Genomic DNA, 21,098 nt, shown 5'->3' on the forward strand with positions numbered 1-21,098 from the left:
CTTCCGCTCCCCGGAGGTTTGGGCTTTTTTGTACAGGCACCAATCCGTCCTTTCCCGCTTATCATGAGGTTATCCACCCCCATTCGTGTTCAGAATGGTCGTAGAAGGGAGAGATGACCCCATGAAAGCTCTGCACGACTTGTTGGAGGCGATGCGCCTGCCCAATGGGGCCTATGTGGCAAGCCCCTCCAGCGACTATTCCTACGTTTGGATTCGAGATATCGCCTATACGGTCTTACCTTATCTCCACTCCGATTGCGGTCGATACGAAGCCGCCTACCATGCGCTCCTCGATCTGTTCCGCCAGTACGAATGGAAGATCGACATCCACACCCGCCAGAAGCCGGTGCTTCCCTACGAATACATTCACGCCCGTTATTCCGTGGACCTCCGCGAGGTGCCTGATCCCTGGGGCCATGCCCAGAACGACTCCATCGGCCTGTTCCTCTGGGGACTCGGCGAGGGCGTTCGCCACGGCAAACCCCTCATCCGCGACTCTCGCGACCACGACATCGTGCAAAAACTCGTCTACTACCTCGGCTGCCTCCAATATTGGCAAGAACCGGACAACGGCATCTGGGAGGAGAACGTCGAAGTTCACGCCTCGTCTGTCGGAGCCTGCGTCGCCGGTTTGAAAGCGGTCTCGCTGCTCGTCAACGTCCCGCCGGAATGGATTCAAAAAGGGGAAGAGACGCTCAAGAATCTCCTCCCCCGCGAAAGTGTCTCCAAAGACACCGACCTCGCACTGCTTTCCTTGATCTACCCCTACCGAGTCGTCAACCGAGCGACCGCTCTGCGCATCCTCGGCGACATCACGCAAAAACTCGAACGCACCCACGGCGTCATCCGCTACCAAGGGGACCGCTATTACAACGAAGGCAGCGAAGCGCAGTGGTGCTTCGGCTTCCCGTGGCTAGGCCTCTGTTACGCAAGCCTTGGCGACCGGCAGAAAGTCGAGCACTACTGGGCGAAAACAACCGCTCTGCTTCACGCCAACCACGGCAAACTGCCCGAACTCTACATCGGCGGCACGCTTCAACCGAACCAAAACAACCCGCTCGCATGGGGAGTTTCGATGACGCTCCTCCTCAGCGAGCACGTTCAACCACTCTCGACAACTCCCACGCAGTATGCAAAAAAGGGGACAAGCGCCTAGGCGCCGTCCCCTTTTTTCTTGGTGACTGTATTGCGTGAATTACTCCACGATGCCTTGCTGGCTGTCTTCCGTGACTTCCAGCCATTCGTCGAGTACTTTTTTGTCGAGCACGCGTGCGGTGATCATCACTTGTTGCTTTTCGTTGAACAGAAGCTTCCAGTCCGCTTCTGCGCCTTCGGCGATGCGAACCGCCATCAAGAGACCCGCCCACGCCGCATGACGCTTATACCAAAAGAAAGTCTGCTGTTCCATCATGTACGGATATAAGTCGTCAAACGCGGTATGTTTGCAGGCCAGCGTGCGGTCCAACTCTTCCTTTGCCTCCAGGACGTACTTCAAAACGTCAAATGACATGGGTTTCTCCCTCCTTTGCTTCTCTCTCCATGATACAGCAAGGAAGGCACATGGGGAAGACTCTGGCTAAATCAGGGTCAGCACCAACGACGAAAGCCCGAGGCACGTCGCGATCAGGTAGAGGAACACGACCGCTTGCTTCTGGTTCAGCCCATGATCCATCAAACGGTGATGCGCATGGGTGCGGTCCGGCGTGTAGATCGGTTTGCCGTTCAAAGCACGACGGATCGTTACATAAAAAGCGTCAAAGATCGGCAAGCCCAATGCCACGACCGGCACGAGGACAGAGGCGATGGTGATCGACTTGAATGCGCCGAGAATCGAAATCGCGGCGAGCATGAAGCCGAGGAACATCGAACCGGTGTCGCCCATGATGATCTTGGCCGGGAAGAAGTTGTGACGCAGATAGCCAAGCGTCGTGCCAACCAGCGTCGCCGTCAGCAAAGCGGTTGTCGTCTGGCCCATCATCAGCGTGACGACGAGCAACGTACCTGCAGCAATCGCCGCCACGCCGCCCGCCAGCCCGTCCACGCCGTCGAGGAAGTTGAAGGCGTTGATGACGCCGACGACCCAGAGAACGGTGAGAACTTGTCCGACAATCGGGTTGAACGTGATGTAGCCGATGTCGCCAAACGGGATGTTCACGCCGTGAACGACGGTGCCCGACAAAATCAGCGAGTACGTCGCGACGATCTGCCCGAGGAATTTCGGCAGTGCGGGGAAATCCTTGCCGCGCGTCTTGGCATAGTCGTCGAGAAACCCGACGATAACCAGCACGGCGATGCCGCCGAGGATGCCCCAGAGCGTCAAGTCGTCATCGGGCGAGTCGCCAAAGCGGTAGATGAAAAAGCTTACGAACAGAACGAACACTACGATCATGCCGAGTCCGCCCAGCATCGGAAGCGGTTCTTTTTGTTTCTTGCGAGCGTTGGGCTTGTCCACGTAGCCATAGCGGAGCGCGATCTTGCGGAACATCGCGACGCTTAGGAAGCTACAGAGAGCAGCCGCCAACATCACCCATAGGACGGTCACAAAGGGTCCCTCCCAAAAAATTGTGGATTTTATCTCTCCCTATTGTCATCCCGACTGTCGAACGCTGTCAAGTGGAAAGTATGGTACAGTAGAGGAAGAAGTGGTAAAAGGCAGGAGGTCAAGAGCATGACAATCAGTGCATGGATACTCGGATTGATCGGAGCCACCGTGATCGCCGGGTTGGCGTATTGGAAACGATCGCTGTCGGCCAGCGGATTTGCAGCTGCGGTGATCGTGGGGACGGTTCTGTATGCATGTGGAAGTCTCGCGTGGTTCGGGACGTTGATCGCGTTCTTTCTCTCCTCTTCGGTGCTCTCGAAATTCAAGCAACGAGCAAAGTCGGGTGTGGAAGCGACTTATGAAAAAAGCGGCCGCCGCGATGCCGGCCAAGTGTTTGCGAACGGCGGAATTGCGGTGATTCTCTGCCTGCTGAACGTCCTGTTCCCGCACTTCCTCTGGTGGGCGGCGTTCGTCGGCGTGCTGGCGACGGTCAACGCCGATACGTGGGCGACCGAAATCGGCGGTCTCAGCCAAACCGAACCCCGCTCGATTCTCACCTTGAAAAAAGTCCCGACCGGCACGTCCGGCGGGATCTCGCTCTTGGGAACGCTGGCGACGATGGCGGGCGGGCTGTTCATCGGGCTGTGCGCGTGGTTGCTTTCGTTGAGTTCGTCGAGCGCGAACTTGCACGCCACGCTTGGCTGGTTTCTCCTCACCGGCCTGATCGCCGGAACAATCGGGTCGCTGGTCGATTCGATGATCGGAGCCAAGTGGCAATGGATGCAACGCTGCGTCGTCTGCGGCAAGGACGTCGAAGCCCACACCCATTGCTCCACGAAAACCTCCTACCTGCGCGGTGAGAAGTGGATGAACAACGATGCCGTCAATCTGATCGCGTCGCTTGCCGGCGCGATTGTCGCCGTATTTGCCGGTGTATAAAAAGAAGCCAACCATCACGCAGGGCGTGGGGGTTGGCTTTTTTTCTACGGCGTGACTTCTTCGATCAGTTGAAGCCGTAGCAACAGGCGGATGTAGGCGAGGGAGAACGGGAGGTCTGCCTTGTCGGTTTCGAGTTCGGTGTGGCGGATGATCTCCGCCAGCGTGCGGGTGCCGTCCATGTAGTATTGAAGGAACACACTCGTGTCGTGCGTGGACTCTCGCACGACTTTTTCCCATGCCTCGCGTTCCTCTAGGGTCAGATGGCGGAGGAAGCCGTTGAGGTCGAGGGGGCCGATGCCACGGCGGCGGAACGTTTTTTGCAAGAGGGGGTCGGCGGTTTCGGTCGTTGTGGCGGCGACTTCGGCGAGTGTTTGGGAGAGGCCCTGTGCGACAGATTCCAGTTCGGCGTGGAAGTGTTCGTACACGCTTTCGACGAAGGCGGTTTTTTTCGCGAGGTCTGTCTGCCAGAGGGCGACCTCCTCTGCGGGTACCAGTCGTTGCAGGGACTGGAGGTCGGCGATCTTGCAGTCTCGCAGCCAAGAGAGGCGTTCCAGCGCGAGACCTGCCTCGATGACCCCTTCGCGGACACTGCGGACTTGCAATTCGAGTTCTTGGGAAACTTGCGCCGCCATGCGGGAGGCGAGCGAGAGCAGGTCTTGAAGCTGTGCATTTGCCACCCAATACAAGTACGTCGCCGCCGTCGATGCAACTCGACCCATCATCTGCGGGCTGAGGTTGTCAACTGTATCAAACGACGTATGGTAAAACTTATCCGGCCACGTGATCATCATCGGGCAGGGAATCCCGACGGTCGGGTCTGCGAGAATGTAATGGTCGCTTCCCGGCGAGAACGGCGTCAACAGATGGTTGGTCAGCGAGTAGCCATACGTTCGGTTGAAGTCCCGACAGTCCTCCGCCGCCAACTCCCAGATGCCGTGCGCAAGTTCCGCCGTGTAGGAGGGCAGAGAGCGCGAGGACTTCACGACGGTCAGCGGACCGCCGCTTTTGGCGGGGTCAGCTCCGACCATGTCGAGGTTCAGCGCTGCCACGGTCTTCGCCAGTCGCTCCCGACGGTGGTTGATATGAGCATGAGTCCCTGTAAACTCCGGCATCAGCAAAAAGCGAATTCCTCGCTGGGGCTTCGCAATTCGTCCCTCTGCAAGCAAACGTTGCAGCGTGCGGGCCGTTTCCAATAACACACTCGGGCCGGACGCGTTGTCATTGCCGCCCGGTTTGGGATGGCAGAGGTGCGAGATCAGCAGAACTTCTTCGTCCGTGCTGCCCGGGATGAACGCTTCGACATTCTCGATTTCGCCTTCGACCAGTTCGGCCTCGACCCGTGCGTGGACGGTGACGGGGCCTTTTTTGCAAAGGGCTCGCAGTTCGTCGCCGACGCGCGGGGAAACGGCGAAACCAAACGAGGTTACACGTTCGTCGTACCACCAGAACGACGTGTACTGCACAGCGTCCACCAAGTCTTCGCGGGTGCGCAGAGGCGGGAAACTCGTCATGTTGTCGGTCACGATGCCCACGGCCCCGAATTTCTCAACCGCCAGTTCGTGGATGCGCATCTGGGAACCGCGAGCGAGGACGATTTTGCCCCGCACATCGAGGCCCTCATATCCCGACTCCTCCGTTGCGTTCTCCACCAACACGAGCTCAGTGGTGACGCCCTCCGGCGGGGTCGAGGTGCTGCGTTGGATGATCGAGAGTTCCATTTCGGTATAGCGGGCGAGGCGTTTGGAATGGGGTCCGAGGAGTTGCAGTTCGCCCTCCTTGCAGCGCCATTCCCGGAACGAGCGGGAGTTGCCGAAGTAGACGTCGGGTGTGGCTTGGTAGGTGACGATCTCAGCGTCCAGCCCGTACTCAAGCAGGCGATCCACACAATAGCGGGCCGCTTCTCGATAGCCAGGCGACGCTTGGATGCGATGGTGGTTGGACAGCACGCGTGCGTGGTTCAGGGCCGCAACGCCCGAGGCTTCCGCTTGGAACGGAGCCAGCCATTTTTTCAGCATGTCGGAATTCCCCTTTCGTCTCTCTACAATCTATAGTTTGAATATAGGGGAGATTGCGAAAAAAAGCACGAAAGAAACTCCGGAAAACGAAAAACGGGAGAATCGATTGAATTCTCCCGCACGCTTAGTTTTCATTGAGTTTGTAGTTCGCGAGGACCTGAAATTTTAGATGAGGATAGACAGTGGACCAAGTTTGGAGATCTTGCGTGTGATTCAGATGTCTCGATCGATAGCGGAGGCCGAAGCCGAGAGGGTCAACGCTTTTGTTTCTCATTTTGATGAGGAGTCGGCTCACTTTTTTTTGAAATTGATCTTCCGCTTGTTTCTCCAAAGCGTGTTTCATTTCTTCTGTTACGACTCCCGACTCATCCAGTCGTTCGACCAAAGCTCCCTGCATCTTGATCGTCAGGATGGCCGTCGTGAATGCGTTCCCCTCGACCAGTTGATACGTTGTATTTCCTTTTTCAGTCGAGACGGAGTAGGTGCTGTTCTTGGCCTTCAGTGTAAACGTATCATTGCGGATGCCGGTTGTGAGGAGCTTGAGAAGTTTCGATTCTTCGGGCGTGAGTTCCTCTTGCCATCGTTTCTTATCAAACAACGAGATTTTGTTGATTTGCAGAACCCCCTGTTGAAGTTCCAAGACGGGCAAGGTCAGGTCGAGTCCGGGGGTGTTGATTCTTCTGAACGCGTCATAGAGAGGTACCGCGTACACAAAGGGGGATTGGGTACAGCTTCGTTCAAACGTGTAGAACAAATAACTGCCGGCGACCGCCTCTTCCTTCGGTTTGAATTTCAGCATCTCATACGCGTTTGGCTTTCCGACTCCCAGATAGGCGATTTTCTGGATATCGGGTCGTCTCATAAAATAATCAACGGCAAGAGGGATTTCCTGTTTCGCGACCCCCTCCCCAAACAACAGTGCTTTGACATACCCAAAATCAAGCTTCTTGTCGCTCATGGACCTCAGATGGTCGAGTCCTTCTGAAATGGAATTGCAGTTCACCTTCAGCAGCGTGAAATTACTGTCGATCGTTTTGGGATCACCTTTGGCAAGGGATATTTTGAGGATCAAACTGTACTTTTTACCGGTCACTTCCGATTGATCAAGTCCGATGGAGGTCACAAAGGCGCGCCTGTCAATATCTTCGAAGGCACATCCGGAGAGCGGAAGCAGCAGGAAGAGGACAAGGGCGCAGGCTACCCTTACTCTGCTTTTCGACGAGCGCACCATACGAGGACGCCCATCATGGCGAATTCGAACGGAAGCTTGATGTTTAGAAACCAACGGAAGGAGTTTCGAATCGCCGTTTCGTCCAAAAACACCCAAAACAAAACGGAACCAAAAAAAAATGCGGAGATCGAGATCCATTTTTGTTTTCCTCCGTTCATCAGGTTCGCCAAGGTAAGGAATTTGAGTGAGGAATGCCAGCAGACGATCACAAACATCAGGGAAACACCGATTTGCATCATGAGAAAGACAACGAGAAACCGTTCAATGAAGAAATACGTGAGTTTCATGCTGTACGTGGTGGTAAACCACACATCGCCGTCATGCCCGATTCCTGCCAGCCCCAGATACCCGACCGGGATCAAATAATACGCCAACAAGAGAAGGAGGCCCGTCGCAACGACGAAAACATGCCGTTTCTTCGGGTTGCTTTGTACGAGATGTTCGTGAAAAACGAATCGAGTCGTATATCCATTGAATAAAAAAGTTCCGGCCGCGATCATTTGATAGCTCGGCCAGTTGCGGATGTACGAAGCGGCTTCCAGGATAAAATCAAATCGGATGTCCGGGTCGAAGGCGAAGATCAGGAACACGATGACGCTAAACGGGATTTGAAACAACACGACAATCTCGACCATGAACAAAATGCTCTTCGAATCAAGGAGCGATGAAAACACCACCAACACAAGGAAAACGCCAAAGAGGAGCCCTGTTGAAAGATCAGGGGAGATAAACTTGTGTGCGATCTGTGCAAATGAAACGAGAAAGATCAGGCCGACCCAGTAGGAGAGCAGGAGATTGCAGAGGAACAGGGCTTTTTGCAAGCTTTTGGAACAGGCACCGGTCATGATCTGGGCGATCGTTGCTCCGGGAAACCGATTCATTCGACTTTCAAAGACGATCACCATCACACTCGTTATCAGCAACGCAACGAGAAGGCTGGGCAGACTGCTTGAATATCGCTCTGAATAGATCAGTTTCGGGGTAAACTCGATGATGCAGACGATGAAATTCAGATACATGAGAAAGTAGTAGTACCGACTGCTCAGCATACGCATCACCTGCTTTTCCTTTTTCTGTTAGAGAAGCTTCATGTAAGGTTTGCCCAAACTCCTCAGAGAGCAAAGATAGGCAAGGAGCGCCAGCAGACCCACCACGACTCCGATCGTTCCCAGAAAACTGGCCAGTAGAATTAAAGGGTATCGGATGATTCGGATCGCCTGATGCATCGCATTGACGGGGACCACGAAGTTGGAAATCGCCACGACAGAAATGACGATGATCATGACGTTTGCCACCAGACCGGCTTCCGTGGCAGCCTGTCCCAAAATGAGGCCGCCGACCGTTGTGGCTGTGGGGGAGATCGTTTTGGGGAGGCGAATGCTCGCTTCAATCAAAAATTCGGTCAAAATCAACATGAACATGATCTCGATGTACGAGGGAAACGGAACGGTCATCCGGCTGCCCGCAACGAGAAGTGCAAATTGAACTTTCAAAACATCGGGAGAGTACGAAATGATGGAAATGTACAAGGCCGGGAGGATCAGTGTGATCAAGAGCGCAACGTAACGCAGGGTTAGCAGGAACTTACCGATGATTGGCATTTGGACGGTGTCATCCATCGACTTGAAAAAATCAAAAAACGTGACCGGCCCGATTAACCCCCAAGACGAACCCTCCAGCAGGATGACAATTTTACCTTCAGCCAAATTTTTGACGACACGGTCAGGGCGCTCTGTCGTCAAAAAAAGTGGGAAGAGGTTGAATTTGTTATGAATCAGGTTTTTCTGCAGTTGTCCGGCTGATTGTAAGATCGTCATTTGGAGTTGTGAAAGTTTTTCCTTTAACGTGGCAAGGGTGGTTGTCTCAGCAAGAGTTTCGTCAAACAGCACGATCAATTTGATGTTGGAATCGTTGCCTACAAAGTGACTTTCTACAAGCAATGTTTTACGTTTGTATCGGTTTCGAATCAAATTAAGAGAGGTTTCGATGTTTTCGCTGAGGCCGTCTTTCGGACCTTGCAAAATGTTTTCATCCGTCGATACGTCGACGGAGCGAGACATAAAGTTTCTCATGGAGACGGAAATCATTTGCTCATGGATCGAGATGATGACGTGACCGTCCAGCATTTTTTCGATCGCTTCGGCTTCGCTCGACCGCACCGACCAGTTTGGGAACGATTTCAGATACGTTTCATAGTCGGCGGCCGATTCGGTTCTGTAGAAGGTCGAGATCAGTTTCTTGAAGATATCCGCCTCGTTGCAGACGGACGCGAAGTAGTACAGGCAAATGGTAAACTTGTTTTTTTCGAACTCACGTGTCAGGAAATCTTCATTTTTTTGCAAGCTTTCAAAACGCACGGAGCCATCACCTCTTTAGGATCAAGAAGCGGGAGAGCCCCCCGCTTCTTTTTTCGTACCATCCTTTACTACATGATATTCTGCATCATCCAATTCCCGACATAGGCGGCGACACCGAGCACGATGTTGGTCCATCCGAAGAAGCGGGAGAGCTTTTCCTCTTTGGTTTGCTGCTTCTGGTTGTACTTTTTGGAGTCGATCACCAAAGTCAGGACCCCGCAGATTTCGAACAGCAGCACTAAGTAATTGAGGTAACTGAGTTGCGTCATGGGGAGCGAACCCTTTCTTCACGAGGTATGGGCGCTTAGCGGGCGGTCATCCCGACACGGCGAATTTTGGACGAGACGGTCACGTCAACGGGGATGTCCTTGTACATGCGGCACCATTTCTCTTGGGTTTGGATGTTTTCATCCCAGTACTTCGACTCTTTCCCCCGCACTTGCTCACCGAATCCAAAAATGTCCGCTTCGTCCTCTTGCGTTTGTTTGATCAGGGAGACGATCGCCTTTTTGGCTCCCTGAGAGGCGGACTCTTCGATTTTTTGCAGGATTTCGGAGTTGTCCACTTGGAGGTTCGAGCTCGATTTCTCGTCCAGCCCGGCTTCGTAGTAGACGTTTACGGTCACATGAGGGCGTCCGTTTTGCAAGTCGACTTTGATCTTCGACTTGCGGTGTTCGGCGCGAACCATGACCGATTCGTTCGACCCCGGCACGGGCACGCTCGCCATGTAACCGCCGGGGTTTAAGCCTTGCACTGCCATGAAGAAGCCGATTTCCAACGGTTTGGCGATCCCGACCATTCTGAATCCTTTAAAGTACGCCATGCCTGCGATCTGGATGTTGTTTTTTTCCTTGATCGTGATGTACGGGAGGTACGGTTGCTGGCCGAGGGTGGACGTCGCGCTCCAGAAGATCCCGAGAAAATCGTTCGGAAATTTGCCGAGTGCCACCGCATGATCCAAGGTCGCCATGAGATAGAGGGCGGGCACCCGTTCCAACTCCGGCGAGATCTGCATCGTGTCGGCAGCTCTGCCTTTGGAGACGAACATCCAAGCGGCACGCCGCACTTCCGGATTGCGGCGCAGGTATTCGTTGACGTTGTCAACGCCTTGGCGCGCGTACTCTTCGGAGAGGATGATCACCCGCAGATGGCTTAGGAACACGCGGTCTGCCAGTTGTTGTTGGAGATTCATCATCGCATCGTCTAACGTGTGTCCGACAACGGAGACGACCCAGACCGGTTTTTGATCTCCGCTGCCTCCTCCCCCGGTTGCTCCACCGCCAGGCCCCAAGGGAATGCGCCCCGGGACGGCAATCTGTGCGGTGATGCGCACCATTTTGTTGGTGGGGGTTGGGAAGCGGCCTTTGAGATGCGAGATTTCGCCCTCTTCGTGCTCCGCTTGTTTCCCCTCCACATCGATGGAAATCCCCAACACGTTCGCACGTTCTTCGATCTCAAGTCGATCCCAACAACCGCTGAAAAAAGGGACGAGGAGCAGGAGGATCAGCAATTTTTTACCCTGTCTGCTCCAGAGGCTGCTCTTCATGTTGCTGATCCCCCCTTTTTTTCCGGATCATCGCCACCAAGAACAAGAGCAGGGGATAGACGATGGTCAGCACCAACCCGCATTGCCCGACGATTTTGATGATGGCGTACATCTGAAGGACATTCTGGGGTAACATCGCCATCATAAACACAAACGGCAAGGTGAAAAACGAAAACATCTTGTGATCCCGCAAGCGAAACAACTCGCTGGCTGAATGAATCATGAGGGTGTAACTGGAGAACAGCGTGGTGAAGACCGCGATGACCCACACGATCAGAAACGGCGCATCCAACCGTTCAAGGATGTTCGCAGGCAGGGAGGTCGTGCGCGCCAATTCAAGCGTCGGCCACAGCAGGAGCTTGATCTCTTGGGCGCCGAAGACGGAGACGGTCGCCGTGACGATCAACAGGTAAATTCCTCCCGAAATCAACATCCCCCAGAAGCTGGCTTTCATGGCTCGCTCCGGTCGACGCATCGCGGGGATGACGAGCGTGTAGATGAAAAATCCTTGGAAAAGCGCCGCAATCGTGAAGACACCGGACGTCATGGTGTGCAGAACCGGCTTGTTTCCCAACAGCGGCAACAAGTTGATGACATTGGAATTTTTCATCGACAGGCCGACGATCACCAACGCCGGCGCCACCAAGACCGGCAGATAGAAGTGATGGATGTAGGTAAACGTCGTGATGTCATGGCGCGAGTTCACCGCCGCCAAGATCAGCATGACGACAACCGTCACTTCAAGCGGTGTGCGACGCAAAACGGAAGACACGACGACTTCACCAAACTCTCGGGCGGCAAGCGATGTCAAGATCGCAAAAAAAAGGATGATCGCAAGACTTCCCAAGGCTGCGATCCATTTTCCTAAAATGTCTTCGCTGTAGCGGACGATCGATTTGTTGGGAAAGCGCATCCCGAGTTTTGTGATCAGCCACAGTCCGAAGGAGGCAAGCCCAATGCCGAGCAACGTGATCAACGGAGCACCCGTATTGGCGGCGTCCACGGCGAAGCGAGGCAAGGGCAAAAGCCCGACTCCGATGATGGAGCTAATCAGAATCGCCGCTGCTTGGATTGCTGTTATCTGACGAGGATACTCCATCTGGTTCCTTCCACCTCTGGTTTCCGACTTTAAGCGGGTCAAGCGTGTTGTGATTCGCTTTTTTGAGTTGTTGGATGGTTTTTTCCCCTAAACGGTTGGAGTTTGGGGTGTGCAATTGCGTGGGTCGTTTTTTCATCCACCAAAGCGGAGCGCGAATCAACGAGTCTTTCATCCCTTGGAAGTTGCCGGGGACGACGGGAGAGATGTACGGCACGCCAAACGAACGCAGGGAAAGCATGTGGTTGATGATGACGATGAGACCGATCATGACGCCGTAGAGACCGAAAACTCCGGAGCAGATGATCAGCGGAAAACGCAACATACGCAACGCAATCGCCGCGTTGTAAGCAGGCGTGGCAAACGAGCCGATGGTGGTCAACGCCACGACGACGACGGTGATGGGACTGACGAAACCGGCGGCGACGGCCGCTTCCCCGATGACGAGCACGCCGACGATCGACAGCGCACCGCCGACTTGTTGCGGCATTCGAAGCGTGGCTTCGCGCAACACTTCCATTGAAATCTCCATAATCAAGACCTCGATGACGGCCGGAAACGGTACTCCCGCACGTCCCCCCGCGACGGCGACGGCGAATTTGGTCGGGATCAACTCCGGGTTGAACGAGATCGTCGAGACGTACAGCGAGGGAAAGATCAGTGAGAAAACCAAAGCGACCAAGCGGGCGAACCGCACCATACTGCCCATGATAAACCGCTCGGAGTAGTCCTCCATCGATTGATAAAACTGGGTGAACACCGAAGGCAAGATCAACGCAAACGGCGATCCGTCCAAGAGGATGATCACACGGCCTTCCAGCAGGTTGGCGACCGCTTTGTCGGGACGTTCCGTGTTCTGAACTTGCGGAAACGGGGAGAGGTGGTTGTCTTCAATAAGCTGCTCTAGGTAGCCGGTGTCGAGCACCCCGTCGATGTCGATCGATTCCAGTCGGGAGCGGACTTCGGTGACGAGGTCCGGGTTGACGATGCCCTCCAAGTAGCAGATCGCCACTTTTGATTTGGTGATGCGTCCGATGTTCATCATCTTGATTCGCAAATCGGAGGTCGGCAGTCGGTAGCGCAGCAGAGAGAGGTTGCTCATCAACGCTTCAATAAACCCCTCCCGAGGCCCGCGTACGACCTGTTCGGTTGGCGGTTGCTCGACGGCTCGTTTTTCGACAGATCGTGAACCGATCAGAAACGCTTCCACCCACCCGTCGGCGATCACGACCACTTCCCCGCGCAAAATTCCATCGACCAAGGCGGCCACGTTGCTTTCCAAGCGCGATTCGACTTGGTAGAGAATGTCGTTTTGCAAGAGTTGTTGGAGGTCGGTGGGGGAGGTTTTGACTTCCTTTCCGTGAGCGGGAATTTGCATCAGAGGCTTGAGAATTTCGGTGTTGAGCGTGGTCTTGTTGGTCAAGCTGTCAAAAAAAAGCAACGCCGCCGGATGCTGCCCGAAGATTTGGAAACGGCGAAGAGTGAAATCATCGTTGTCGCCCAGCACGCTTTGGATGAAGGCGATGGTGTCGTCCATTTTCTGCGTGACCTGTTTATCTGAGTGCTGCTCCAAGATTTGATCGGGAACTTGGGAGGTTGATGGTTTTTGTTTTTGCTTCTGTTTTTGTTTGGTTTTTGTCCGTAGCCAAAACGCCATGAGGACACCTCCTGTATCCATCCTTACCTCTAGCCTCCCAAGAGTCCCAACAATTTACTCAACCCTTGCACATAAAAAAGCACGCGAAGGCGCTCGCGTGCTTGGTTTATTCCAGCCATTGGACGTACCCGAATCGCCCCTTGGCGCGGGCGATGGCATCGACCCGGTCGGGGAAGAGCAGAGACAGGCGGTAGTACACGAACTCCTCCGAGACGAGAAACTCATCGGCGAGCGTGGAGACGTCCACCGCTTGGTCGTAGGAGAGCATGACATCCTGCATCATTTTGAGCGGCATGTAGAGGAACGTCGAGAAGTCCTTCGCTTGTCGCTCCTGCTTGGCATGCAGATGCTTGGTCGTCTCCGTCTGGGAGATCGTGTGCAAGTAGAGGTGGGCGAACTCCTCGCCGCACAGTTCTTTGAAGTGGAGGTAGTCCACGCCTTTTTGAATATAGATGAAGCCTTTGCGAAAGCCCGTGCAGACGGAGAACGTCAGGTCGGGCTCGGTGGAGGCACGGACTTTGATCTTGAAATAGTCGCAGATTTCTTGGATGTCGATCTGATCCGGATAGCGGAAGTCAAAGCGTGTGAGAAGTTGGTTGGCGCGGTCTTCCATCATCGAAGGGACGTGACCGCCGGGGATGAGTTCTGCGAATTTCACGTTATTGATCCGGCTCCTCGTCTTTGTCGTTTTCAATGTCTTCCTTGATAATGTCCCACATGCGAATTAACTTGCGCAGCTTGTCCTCCGGCGCGAGGGATAAGTCATGGAAAAAAGCTTGAAACCCTTGATGTTTGCGCATCTCTTGCAGAATCGCCATCTCCTCGGGGGCGAGGTTGACGACGTGTGTGCCTTCATCAGAGGGAATCGTCGGGAGGGAACGCTCTCCTCCGAGCAGCAAATAGTCGGCCGGCACGGCAAATACTTGCGCAAGGTTGGCGATGTCATCGGTGTCGGGCGTCGAGTACTCCCGCTCCCAATTGGAGACGACTTGCGGGGAAACATGGCTTTTGTAGGCCAGATCTTTTTGCGTCCAGCCTTTCTGCTTGCGCAGTTCGCGGATGCGTTTGGCGATCGTGGTCATTGGAGAACCTCCTTTGCTCTCTCCTAGTATATTACATCTTGACACTAACGGGAAGCGTTATTATGATGTGTATAACAAACACTAACGAGTTTCGTTACAACGGAAGCCCGTGAGGAAGTAGGAGAGTGGACGAGCATGACCAGAAACCTGACTGAACAAAACATCGAGACGAAAAAGACCCGCGCCCGCGTAGAGGGGATGCTTGAATCTTGCAGATTGTACATGCAGATCGGCTACCATCCGGGCCAAGAAGCCCGCACGACCGCTCGCTACAGCCTCACGCCTTCCTCTGTAACGAACGCGTTTCACTCCAGCACGGAAAGCATCGCCCAGAAAAACGTCGACGAAGAACGCCGCCGCCGCGCCTTGGTCGAAAGCGTCTGGGCCGCGGTGGAGATGCTCAACGAGATGGAGCAACAGATTGTGAAGATGCGCTACTTGGAGGACGACGACGCACTCGACTACATCGTCTGGGGCGAGTTGAACCTCAGCGAGCGCAAGTACTACCGAGTCAAGGCACGGGCGTTTCTGAAGCTCGCGTTGGCGATGGGAGTCGCGGTGTACAAGGAAGCTATTTAATAGAAGGAAGTGAAACCGCCGGGGAGGGAACGGCGGTTTTTTTCTGCCCGAAAACAGGGTGGCAGACAACTGGCAGAGAATTGACAGTAACGGGGCAGGTTAGTTTCCTTAGACCGTGATACTATGATATTAGGCCAAATGAGGCACAGCAACACACCGCGAAAACCCCACACCACTACAGCAAGACACCAAAAAGCCGCCAGGGCACATCGAACTGGCGGCTTTGTTATGGAAAGGAGGTGGGGACGATGTAGTCCCCATATGTCCCGCACACATTCATCCCGCGTGGTTAGGAGAGAGTTTCGATGAGCATCCAAACGGACCCCATGGTGTCTATCACGGACGCTTTGCGCAAAATCGTGTCTCCGATGGGAGTTCGAAACGTGCTGACCGGCTGGCCTGATCCAACTTACACCTCTGTCGAAAGCAACCAACCGGTGCTCTATGTGACGCTGGTCACAGAGCGCGGGCACTGGGCCGCTTCGGCTGAGACGGTACATGCTACCGTGCCCAACCCGGACGGTGTAACGGCCACGGTCTACCGTGAGAAAATGCGCAAAGTGTATCAGTTGCGGTTATCCCTGTTCACCGCAACGGCTGACGAATTGAAGACGCTCGGCTGGCAGATTGAGGAGTTTTTGATCGCCAACCCGCGCTTGGTTCTCGGCAATTCAGATGTGGAAACGGCCATGTTCCGTTCCCAATGGCAATCGGAGTCCCCCACAGACCCGGCAGTCAACCAGCGGGACATGATGTTTGAAGTGACCGCCAGAGTACTGGATGTGTCCACCGCGTATCTGTTGAAAAATCTGTCGCTCCAAAGCGACCCATCCACCCTATAAGGAGAGTTGACGACTATGCAATTTGTGAACAACCTCAACAACCTGATCCTCGATGATCAGTACTTCCTGAACGTCCCGGTAGAGGACGGCTCTACGGCGACTGCTACCGGTAACATCGGTCTTGTCGGAACGTTCTCCCGCGGTCCGCTGAACACACCGATGCTCGTGACTTCCTATCAAGATCTGGTGAAAAAGTTTGGCGATGTTGAATCGAACTTGACCGGCGCCGTTGCGGCTCGCGGTATTTTCCAGCAAGGCAACGCCAACGTATACGTCGTGCGAATCGCTGCCGCATCTCTCACGGACGGTGCTGCAACTCTCACGATCAAAGATGATCAAGGTGCATCGATCCTCAAATTGGATGCCAAAACGCCTGGTACTTGGGGCGATGACATTCTGGTCACTGTAGCTCCCGGCACGAAAACCGGCACGTACAAGCTGTTCGTACAAGTCGGGACTGAATCGGAACTGTGGGACAACCTCCTGTTGGAAGAGCCGACCGTTCCGGTGGCGGGCGGTTTGCTCATCGAATCTGTACTCGGTGAAGAGGGTCGCTCTTCGTTGATCAAGGCTGAGGTTTTGGCTGCCACTACGGGCAAGTTGGTAAATGGAACGTTTGCTCTGAGCCAAGGCGATAACGGGGCTGTCGCAGTAGCTTCCGATTACATCGGCACCAACACCAACGGCAAGAAAACCGGTCTCCAAGCACTCGACAATTCGCCGATCAATCTCGTGATCTGCGCAGAACAGGGTGATGAAGCGGTCAACGAGGCACTGATTGAGAATGCGGAATCGATCACCGCAAACGGGGGTCTGCCGCGAATGGCGCTCCTCACCTTCCCGCGCGGGACCACCGTTTCCATGCTGCAGACGCTCACCCAGAATCTCGATTCTGACCGTGCGATCTCGACCTATCCGTGGGTGAATATCGCAGAGGTGGACGGCTCGACCCGCGTCGTTTCCCCGCTTGGTTATGTGGCAGGTGTTCTTGCCCAACTCCAACCGCATTTGAGCATGGGGAACAAATCGATCTCCGGTATCCTCGGCGCTGACCCGGAACTGATCCTCGGCCCGGCTGAACTGACGCAGTTGGTACAATCTCGAGTCAATCCGGTTGGCGTGCAAACTCCGTCCGGTCAACTGGGCATCCGCAGTTCCTTGACTCTCTCCCAGGATCAAGGCAACCAGCAAATCTACGTTCGCCGCATGCAAGATTACATCAACCAACTGGTAAGCTCGGTCGGCGGTCTGTTCGTCGATCAACCGATCACCGACGATCTGATGCGCCAAGTCTATCACAGCGTAGATAACGCTTTGCGCCCGCTGAAATCTCCGATTAACCCGGCAGAACAGATGATTGTGGACTACAAAGTCGTTTGCGATGCTTCCAACAACCCGGCACAAAGCATCGCGCAGAACCGACTGATCTGCGACTATGCGGTCAAACTGCTCAACGTCAACCGCTTCATGATCTTCCGTACCCAAATCGGGTCCGGCGTCGTTGTCACCAAACAAAACTAGTCTCAAAATTCACTGAAGGAGTGACTTATCCATGTCCAAAGACCGTATCTTAGGCTCTGCTGCCCGTATCGAACTGATCCCCGGCAATGGGAAAGCCGTTATGACCATTGAAGTGGACGGCTTCACCAAAACCCAAAAGCATGAAATCAAATCTCGCAACCCGCTCGGCTATGTCGGTGAGCACCATCAAGTCGTCTACAAAGGCTGGGAGCTCGATTTCAAACTCGGCAAGGTAGACACCCAAGTTTCCGAGTTTTTCAAAACCCTCGACGATGCACTGCTGAGCGGCACGTCTGTACCGCGAGTTACCGTCATCGAAACCATCAAGCATTTTGACGGTTCGAACGAAGTCTGGGTCTACCCGGAAACCGTTCTGCACAGCTACAAGTCGGACGCAGCCAACGCAGCTGACGAGATCAAGGAAGAATTCAAAGGCGCCTGCAACCGTCGAGTTCGCGGCTAATTGAGGAGGAACAACACCCATGCACGAGACCATGACCCAATCCGTAGAACAACCGGCAGCACAAGAGCTGGCGTTTAACCAAGTCCGTCTGAGCGACGGCCGCATCGTAGACATGCGTGAGATGCTGGGCAGTGACGAGATGATCGTCGCCGGCCAGTTGGGCGACGTGTTCGAAGCGAACGGCTCCGGCGCGATCATTTTCCAAAACTGCCTAATCGTCCGCACGATCAGCAAGATTGACGGTGTGGATGTGCCGCGTCTTCGCAACTACGAGCAAGTACGTGACTTCCTGTCCAATTTTAAAGCGAAGGATTACACCCGCATCAAACGCCTCTTCGAAACCCTGAACGGCGACCAAGAGGGAAACGACTAAGATCGCAGATCAATGCGTTGAAGCAATCCCCGGCATTCATCCAATGTCTGGCACTTGCCCAGCGTAATGTTTCGATCGAAGAGTCCAAAAACTGGCCGGCCTACATGAGGATCGCCGCTTTGGAATTATTCGAAGAAGCAGAACAAGAAAACCGCCCACGCTAAGGGCGGTTTTTCTTTTATCAAGAAGAAAGGAGGTATCATATGGGGTTTCAAGATTGGTTCGAGAAGGTTAGTTTGAAAGACTTCGATTCGAGTGTACTGGAAGTCGATAGCAAGATCAAAAAGTTGACCAAAAGCTTTGAGTACCTTGGATTGTCCAAAGTAGAAGTCGACGGATTGAACGATGCCATGAAGGAGATTTCCAGAAACGATGCGTTCTCTGAACTTCAGCAAAAACTGATCGCAGTTGGCAAAGGCAATCAGTTAAATGGTCTCCAAGAAGCGATGGACCGATTGGAAGCCCGAAATTCATCGATCAAAAAAATCACCGATTCCTTCAGCGAATTGCGTGCCAACATCTCTGAGGGATTCGGCTTAAAAGCAGCTTTTGAAGGATTGGACCAGTTGGAAGCGGCCACCAGTCAGTTGACGACTTTGAAAACCATCCAACTCACCACGGGTTCAAGTGAGGCCGGGATGGGATATCTTGGATACGCGGCGAATCAACAGGACAACAAAAAAGACGCGATCAAGATGGAGTCCCTGATGGTGAAACAGGGCATGACGGATGCGCAAGCGGCTGATTTTCTCCCGGCTCTCAGCCAATTTGCCTCCGTTCAAGAATTTGCCAACGGCACCAACAGTGTTGCCGCTGCGCAAAGTGCTCTCGAGATGGCGTCCATGTTTAAGAAAACGGACTCGGCCCAACAGATGAGCGATTTCCTGAACGATTACAACAAAGCGTTGATGCTGCAGTCGGGCGATCCGAGCAAGTTTAATGACATGCTGAAATCGATCAAATCCAGTTCCCAAGGGATGGGTGTAACGGACCGTGATGCGATGTACATGGCGACGCTTTCCAGCCAAATGGGAATGACAGGTGACAAATCCGGTGAAAAACTCGCCGACATGATGGTCACGGCCCTTCCGAAAGTCAAGGAGCAAGTAACCGACAAGTCCAGCGAAGCGAACAAGACGTTGGCAAGTTTGGGCATGATCGATGACAGAGGCTACTCCAAGTTCTTTGACGGTGACGGCAAGGACGGCACAGGAGACGATTTGCAAGGGTTCATGAAAACGTTGTACGACAAAACGAAAAACATGGACCAGGATACCCGGGTGAAAACCTACACGGCAGTATTCGGCAAAGATGGCGGCAACATGGCCCAACTGTTGGCGAGCGACCAAGGGATGCGTCAACAAGAGGTCTTGGCCAAGAGATTTGATTCCATGCCGGATTACAAAGCAATGGAAAAAGAGTATAACGATTCTCCACAAGGCCAAGTCAAAAAACTCAAGGACAACGTAGAAACCCTCAAAACGGACGGTCTGATTGCTCTTGCCAAGGCCTTCAATCCCTTGTTGGAAGGGGTAAACAAATTCCTTGAATGGGTGCGCAAAATGACGGACGAACACCCTAGTATCGTGAAGGGTGTGGCTGCGATTATCGCGACCACGATGGCAATCTCCGGCGCTGTGCTCGTCTTCGGAAAACTGGCTTCCAGCTTGCTTGCCATTAAGGACTTGGGCGGAGGGGCTGTCGGTGCAATCAAGAACAGACCCGGACGTCGACGAAGAGGTGGGGGCGAGCCCCCGGAGACCGGTGGAAATAACCCGACCGACGATACGTCTCAACCCAGACAGCAACGAGAATCTTTGCTGCAAAAATTTAAAAACCGTAGAAACCGGAACCGTAACGATTCTCCAGAAGGGCATGAAGATCATCAGGACCAGCCCGGAGGCAACAGGAGGAGACGAGGTGGTCGTGGCCGTGGCGGCGGTCTCGTCGGCAATTTGCTCAGTGGTGCTGTCGGCGGAGTCGTTGGCGCAGGCCTTACGGGAGGCATCGACCTCGGTCAAATCAAACAGATGGCGATGCATTTCGATGTCGTCCGCCACGCGGCTACGTTGATGGGCACATCGTTTGGAGGTACGTTCCAGAAACTTTCCCAAGGCCTAAAATCCATGAACGTTCCGTTCAAGCTGTTTGAGGGCTTCCTCGGGAACCTTGGGAAGAGCACGACGTTGTGGGCTGTCAAAATGGCAGCTGCTTGGTTGATCGGTCTCGGGCCGATCGGTTTGATCATCGCCGGGGTCATTGCCGTTGTCGGAGCCCTCTGGGTGGCGTGGCAGAACAATTTTGGCAACATTCGTGAAGTGGCGACTTCGATCGGCAAGTGGATCACAGAGCACTTCGAAGGTGTCGTCAACTGGTTCAGAGGCTTGCCGGATCGGATGATGCAAATCGGCTCCGACATTGTACACGGTTTATGGAGCGGGATCCAGAAGCTCGGAGATTGGTTGATGCAAAAGGCGGTCGATTTCGTCGACATGACGATTCCGGGCCCGATCCGCAAGTTTTTGGGGATCGCATCTCCATCTCGCCTCATGAAAGAGCACGGTCGATTCGTCGTCGAAGGGCTCGCGCTGGGGATGACCGACAACGCCAAAATGGTACACGACGCCAGCAAGCACATGGCGTCGAAGGTTACAGGACCCGGTCGTGAAGCACTGGCTGCCAACTTGCCGTCCGCACAAGGCGGTGGAGGTGACATCCATGTCCACGTCCATCCGCATCCACATCAAAAATCGGAGGAGATCGCGGACCAAGTGATGCGCAAACTGGGGGCTTCCTCGCGAGGCCAGATGCTCAATACCGGTTTGCGTGTGAACATCTCCGCTATGTAAGGAGGA

At 54.1% G+C, this 21,098-nt stretch carries 20 protein-coding genes; 8 read left to right on the top strand and 12 right to left on the bottom strand.

What is annotated here, in order from left to right; all coding sequences use genetic code 11:
- The first annotated feature begins 121 nt into the window (after positions 1–121).
- Positions 122–1,156, top strand: coding sequence for a glycoside hydrolase family 15 protein (locus JJB07_RS06040; RefSeq protein WP_201632205.1), 1,035 nt, complete (start codon positions 122–124; stop codon positions 1,154–1,156).
- A 39-nt stretch (positions 1,157–1,195) separates the two neighbouring features.
- Here JJB07_RS06040 and JJB07_RS06045 read toward each other — a convergent pair whose 3' ends face one another.
- A complete protein-coding gene (locus JJB07_RS06045) occupies positions 1,196–1,510 on the bottom strand; it encodes a hypothetical protein (RefSeq protein WP_201632208.1) in 315 nt (104 codons plus the stop codon).
- Positions 1,511–1,576: 66 nt separating this feature from the next.
- On the bottom strand, positions 1,577–2,542 hold the full coding sequence (locus JJB07_RS06050; RefSeq protein ID WP_201632212.1) for an MraY family glycosyltransferase: 966 nt from the start codon (positions 2,540–2,542) through the stop codon (positions 1,577–1,579).
- A gap of 126 nt (positions 2,543–2,668) precedes the next feature.
- Between JJB07_RS06050 and JJB07_RS06055 the strand changes: the two genes are divergently transcribed.
- Positions 2,669–3,481, top strand: coding sequence for a DUF92 domain-containing protein (locus tag JJB07_RS06055; RefSeq protein WP_201632215.1), 813 nt, complete (start codon positions 2,669–2,671; stop codon positions 3,479–3,481).
- Between the two features lie 44 nt (positions 3,482–3,525).
- Here JJB07_RS06055 and JJB07_RS06060 read toward each other — a convergent pair whose 3' ends face one another.
- The 10 genes from JJB07_RS06060 to JJB07_RS06100 form a co-directional block, all read right to left on the bottom strand.
- Positions 3,526–5,496: a DUF4910 domain-containing protein gene (locus tag JJB07_RS06060; protein WP_201632218.1), complete on the bottom strand. Its 1,971-nt coding sequence runs from the start codon at positions 5,494–5,496 to the stop codon at positions 3,526–3,528.
- A gap of 124 nt (positions 5,497–5,620) precedes the next feature.
- Positions 5,621–6,727, bottom strand: a complete 1,107-nt coding sequence (locus tag JJB07_RS06065; protein ID WP_236587817.1) for a Ger(x)C family spore germination protein — start codon at positions 6,725–6,727, stop codon at positions 5,621–5,623.
- Positions 6,700–7,776, bottom strand: coding sequence for a hypothetical protein (locus tag JJB07_RS23940; RefSeq protein WP_236587619.1), 1,077 nt, complete (start codon positions 7,774–7,776; stop codon positions 6,700–6,702). The genes JJB07_RS06065 and JJB07_RS23940 overlap by 28 nt, the downstream gene beginning before the upstream one ends.
- A 27-nt stretch (positions 7,777–7,803) precedes the next feature.
- Positions 7,804–9,084: a spore germination protein gene (locus JJB07_RS06070; RefSeq protein WP_201632223.1), complete on the bottom strand. Its 1,281-nt coding sequence runs from the start codon at positions 9,082–9,084 to the stop codon at positions 7,804–7,806.
- A gap of 68 nt (positions 9,085–9,152) precedes the next feature.
- On the bottom strand, positions 9,153–9,353 hold the full coding sequence (locus JJB07_RS06075; RefSeq protein WP_201632226.1) for a CLC_0170 family protein: 201 nt from the start codon (positions 9,351–9,353) through the stop codon (positions 9,153–9,155).
- Positions 9,354–9,388: 35 nt separating this feature from the next.
- Positions 9,389–10,630: a Ger(x)C family spore germination protein gene (locus tag JJB07_RS06080; RefSeq protein ID WP_201632228.1), complete on the bottom strand. Its 1,242-nt coding sequence runs from the start codon at positions 10,628–10,630 to the stop codon at positions 9,389–9,391.
- Positions 10,599–11,729 carry a GerAB/ArcD/ProY family transporter gene (locus JJB07_RS06085; protein ID WP_201632230.1) on the bottom strand — a complete coding sequence of 377 codons (1,131 nt, stop codon included), beginning with the start codon at positions 11,727–11,729 and terminating at the stop codon, positions 10,599–10,601. The genes JJB07_RS06080 and JJB07_RS06085 overlap by 32 nt, the downstream gene beginning before the upstream one ends.
- Positions 11,677–13,383, bottom strand: coding sequence for a spore germination protein (locus tag JJB07_RS06090; protein ID WP_201632233.1), 1,707 nt, complete (start codon positions 13,381–13,383; stop codon positions 11,677–11,679). Before JJB07_RS06090 ends, JJB07_RS06085 begins: the two co-directional genes overlap by 53 nt.
- Positions 13,384–13,489: 106 nt before the next feature.
- Positions 13,490–14,041, bottom strand: a complete 552-nt coding sequence (locus JJB07_RS06095; RefSeq protein ID WP_201632236.1) for an ImmA/IrrE family metallo-endopeptidase — start codon at positions 14,039–14,041, stop codon at positions 13,490–13,492.
- Between the two features lies 1 nt (position 14,042).
- Positions 14,043–14,465: a helix-turn-helix domain-containing protein gene (locus JJB07_RS06100; protein WP_201632238.1), complete on the bottom strand. Its 423-nt coding sequence runs from the start codon at positions 14,463–14,465 to the stop codon at positions 14,043–14,045.
- A gap of 135 nt (positions 14,466–14,600) precedes the next feature.
- Here JJB07_RS06100 and JJB07_RS06105 point away from each other — a divergent pair, with 135 nt between their 5' ends.
- From JJB07_RS06105 to JJB07_RS06130, 6 genes are all read left to right on the top strand, one after another.
- Complete coding sequence (locus JJB07_RS06105) at positions 14,601–15,044, top strand: ArpU family phage packaging/lysis transcriptional regulator (RefSeq protein WP_201632241.1); 444 nt, start codon at positions 14,601–14,603, stop codon at positions 15,042–15,044.
- A 305-nt stretch (positions 15,045–15,349) separates the two neighbouring features.
- Complete coding sequence (locus tag JJB07_RS06110) at positions 15,350–15,886, top strand: hypothetical protein (protein WP_201632244.1); 537 nt, start codon at positions 15,350–15,352, stop codon at positions 15,884–15,886.
- Between the two features lie 15 nt (positions 15,887–15,901).
- On the top strand, positions 15,902–17,407 hold the full coding sequence (locus tag JJB07_RS06115) for a phage tail sheath protein (RefSeq protein WP_201632247.1): 1,506 nt from the start codon (positions 15,902–15,904) through the stop codon (positions 17,405–17,407).
- Between the two features lie 31 nt (positions 17,408–17,438).
- Positions 17,439–17,870: a hypothetical protein gene (locus JJB07_RS06120; RefSeq protein WP_201632249.1), complete on the top strand. Its 432-nt coding sequence runs from the start codon at positions 17,439–17,441 to the stop codon at positions 17,868–17,870.
- Positions 17,871–17,889: 19 nt separating this feature from the next.
- Positions 17,890–18,243 (top strand): hypothetical protein, encoded by a 354-nt coding sequence (locus JJB07_RS06125; RefSeq protein WP_201632251.1) that lies wholly within the window; start codon positions 17,890–17,892, stop codon positions 18,241–18,243.
- A gap of 203 nt (positions 18,244–18,446) precedes the next feature.
- Positions 18,447–21,092: a phage tail tape measure protein gene (locus JJB07_RS06130; protein WP_201632253.1), complete on the top strand. Its 2,646-nt coding sequence runs from the start codon at positions 18,447–18,449 to the stop codon at positions 21,090–21,092.
- Positions 21,093–21,098: the final 6 nt, after the last annotated feature.

The organism is Tumebacillus amylolyticus (genome assembly GCF_016722965.1).
In the GTDB taxonomy this organism is placed as follows: domain Bacteria; phylum Bacillota; class Bacilli; order Tumebacillales; family Tumebacillaceae; genus Tumebacillus; species Tumebacillus amylolyticus.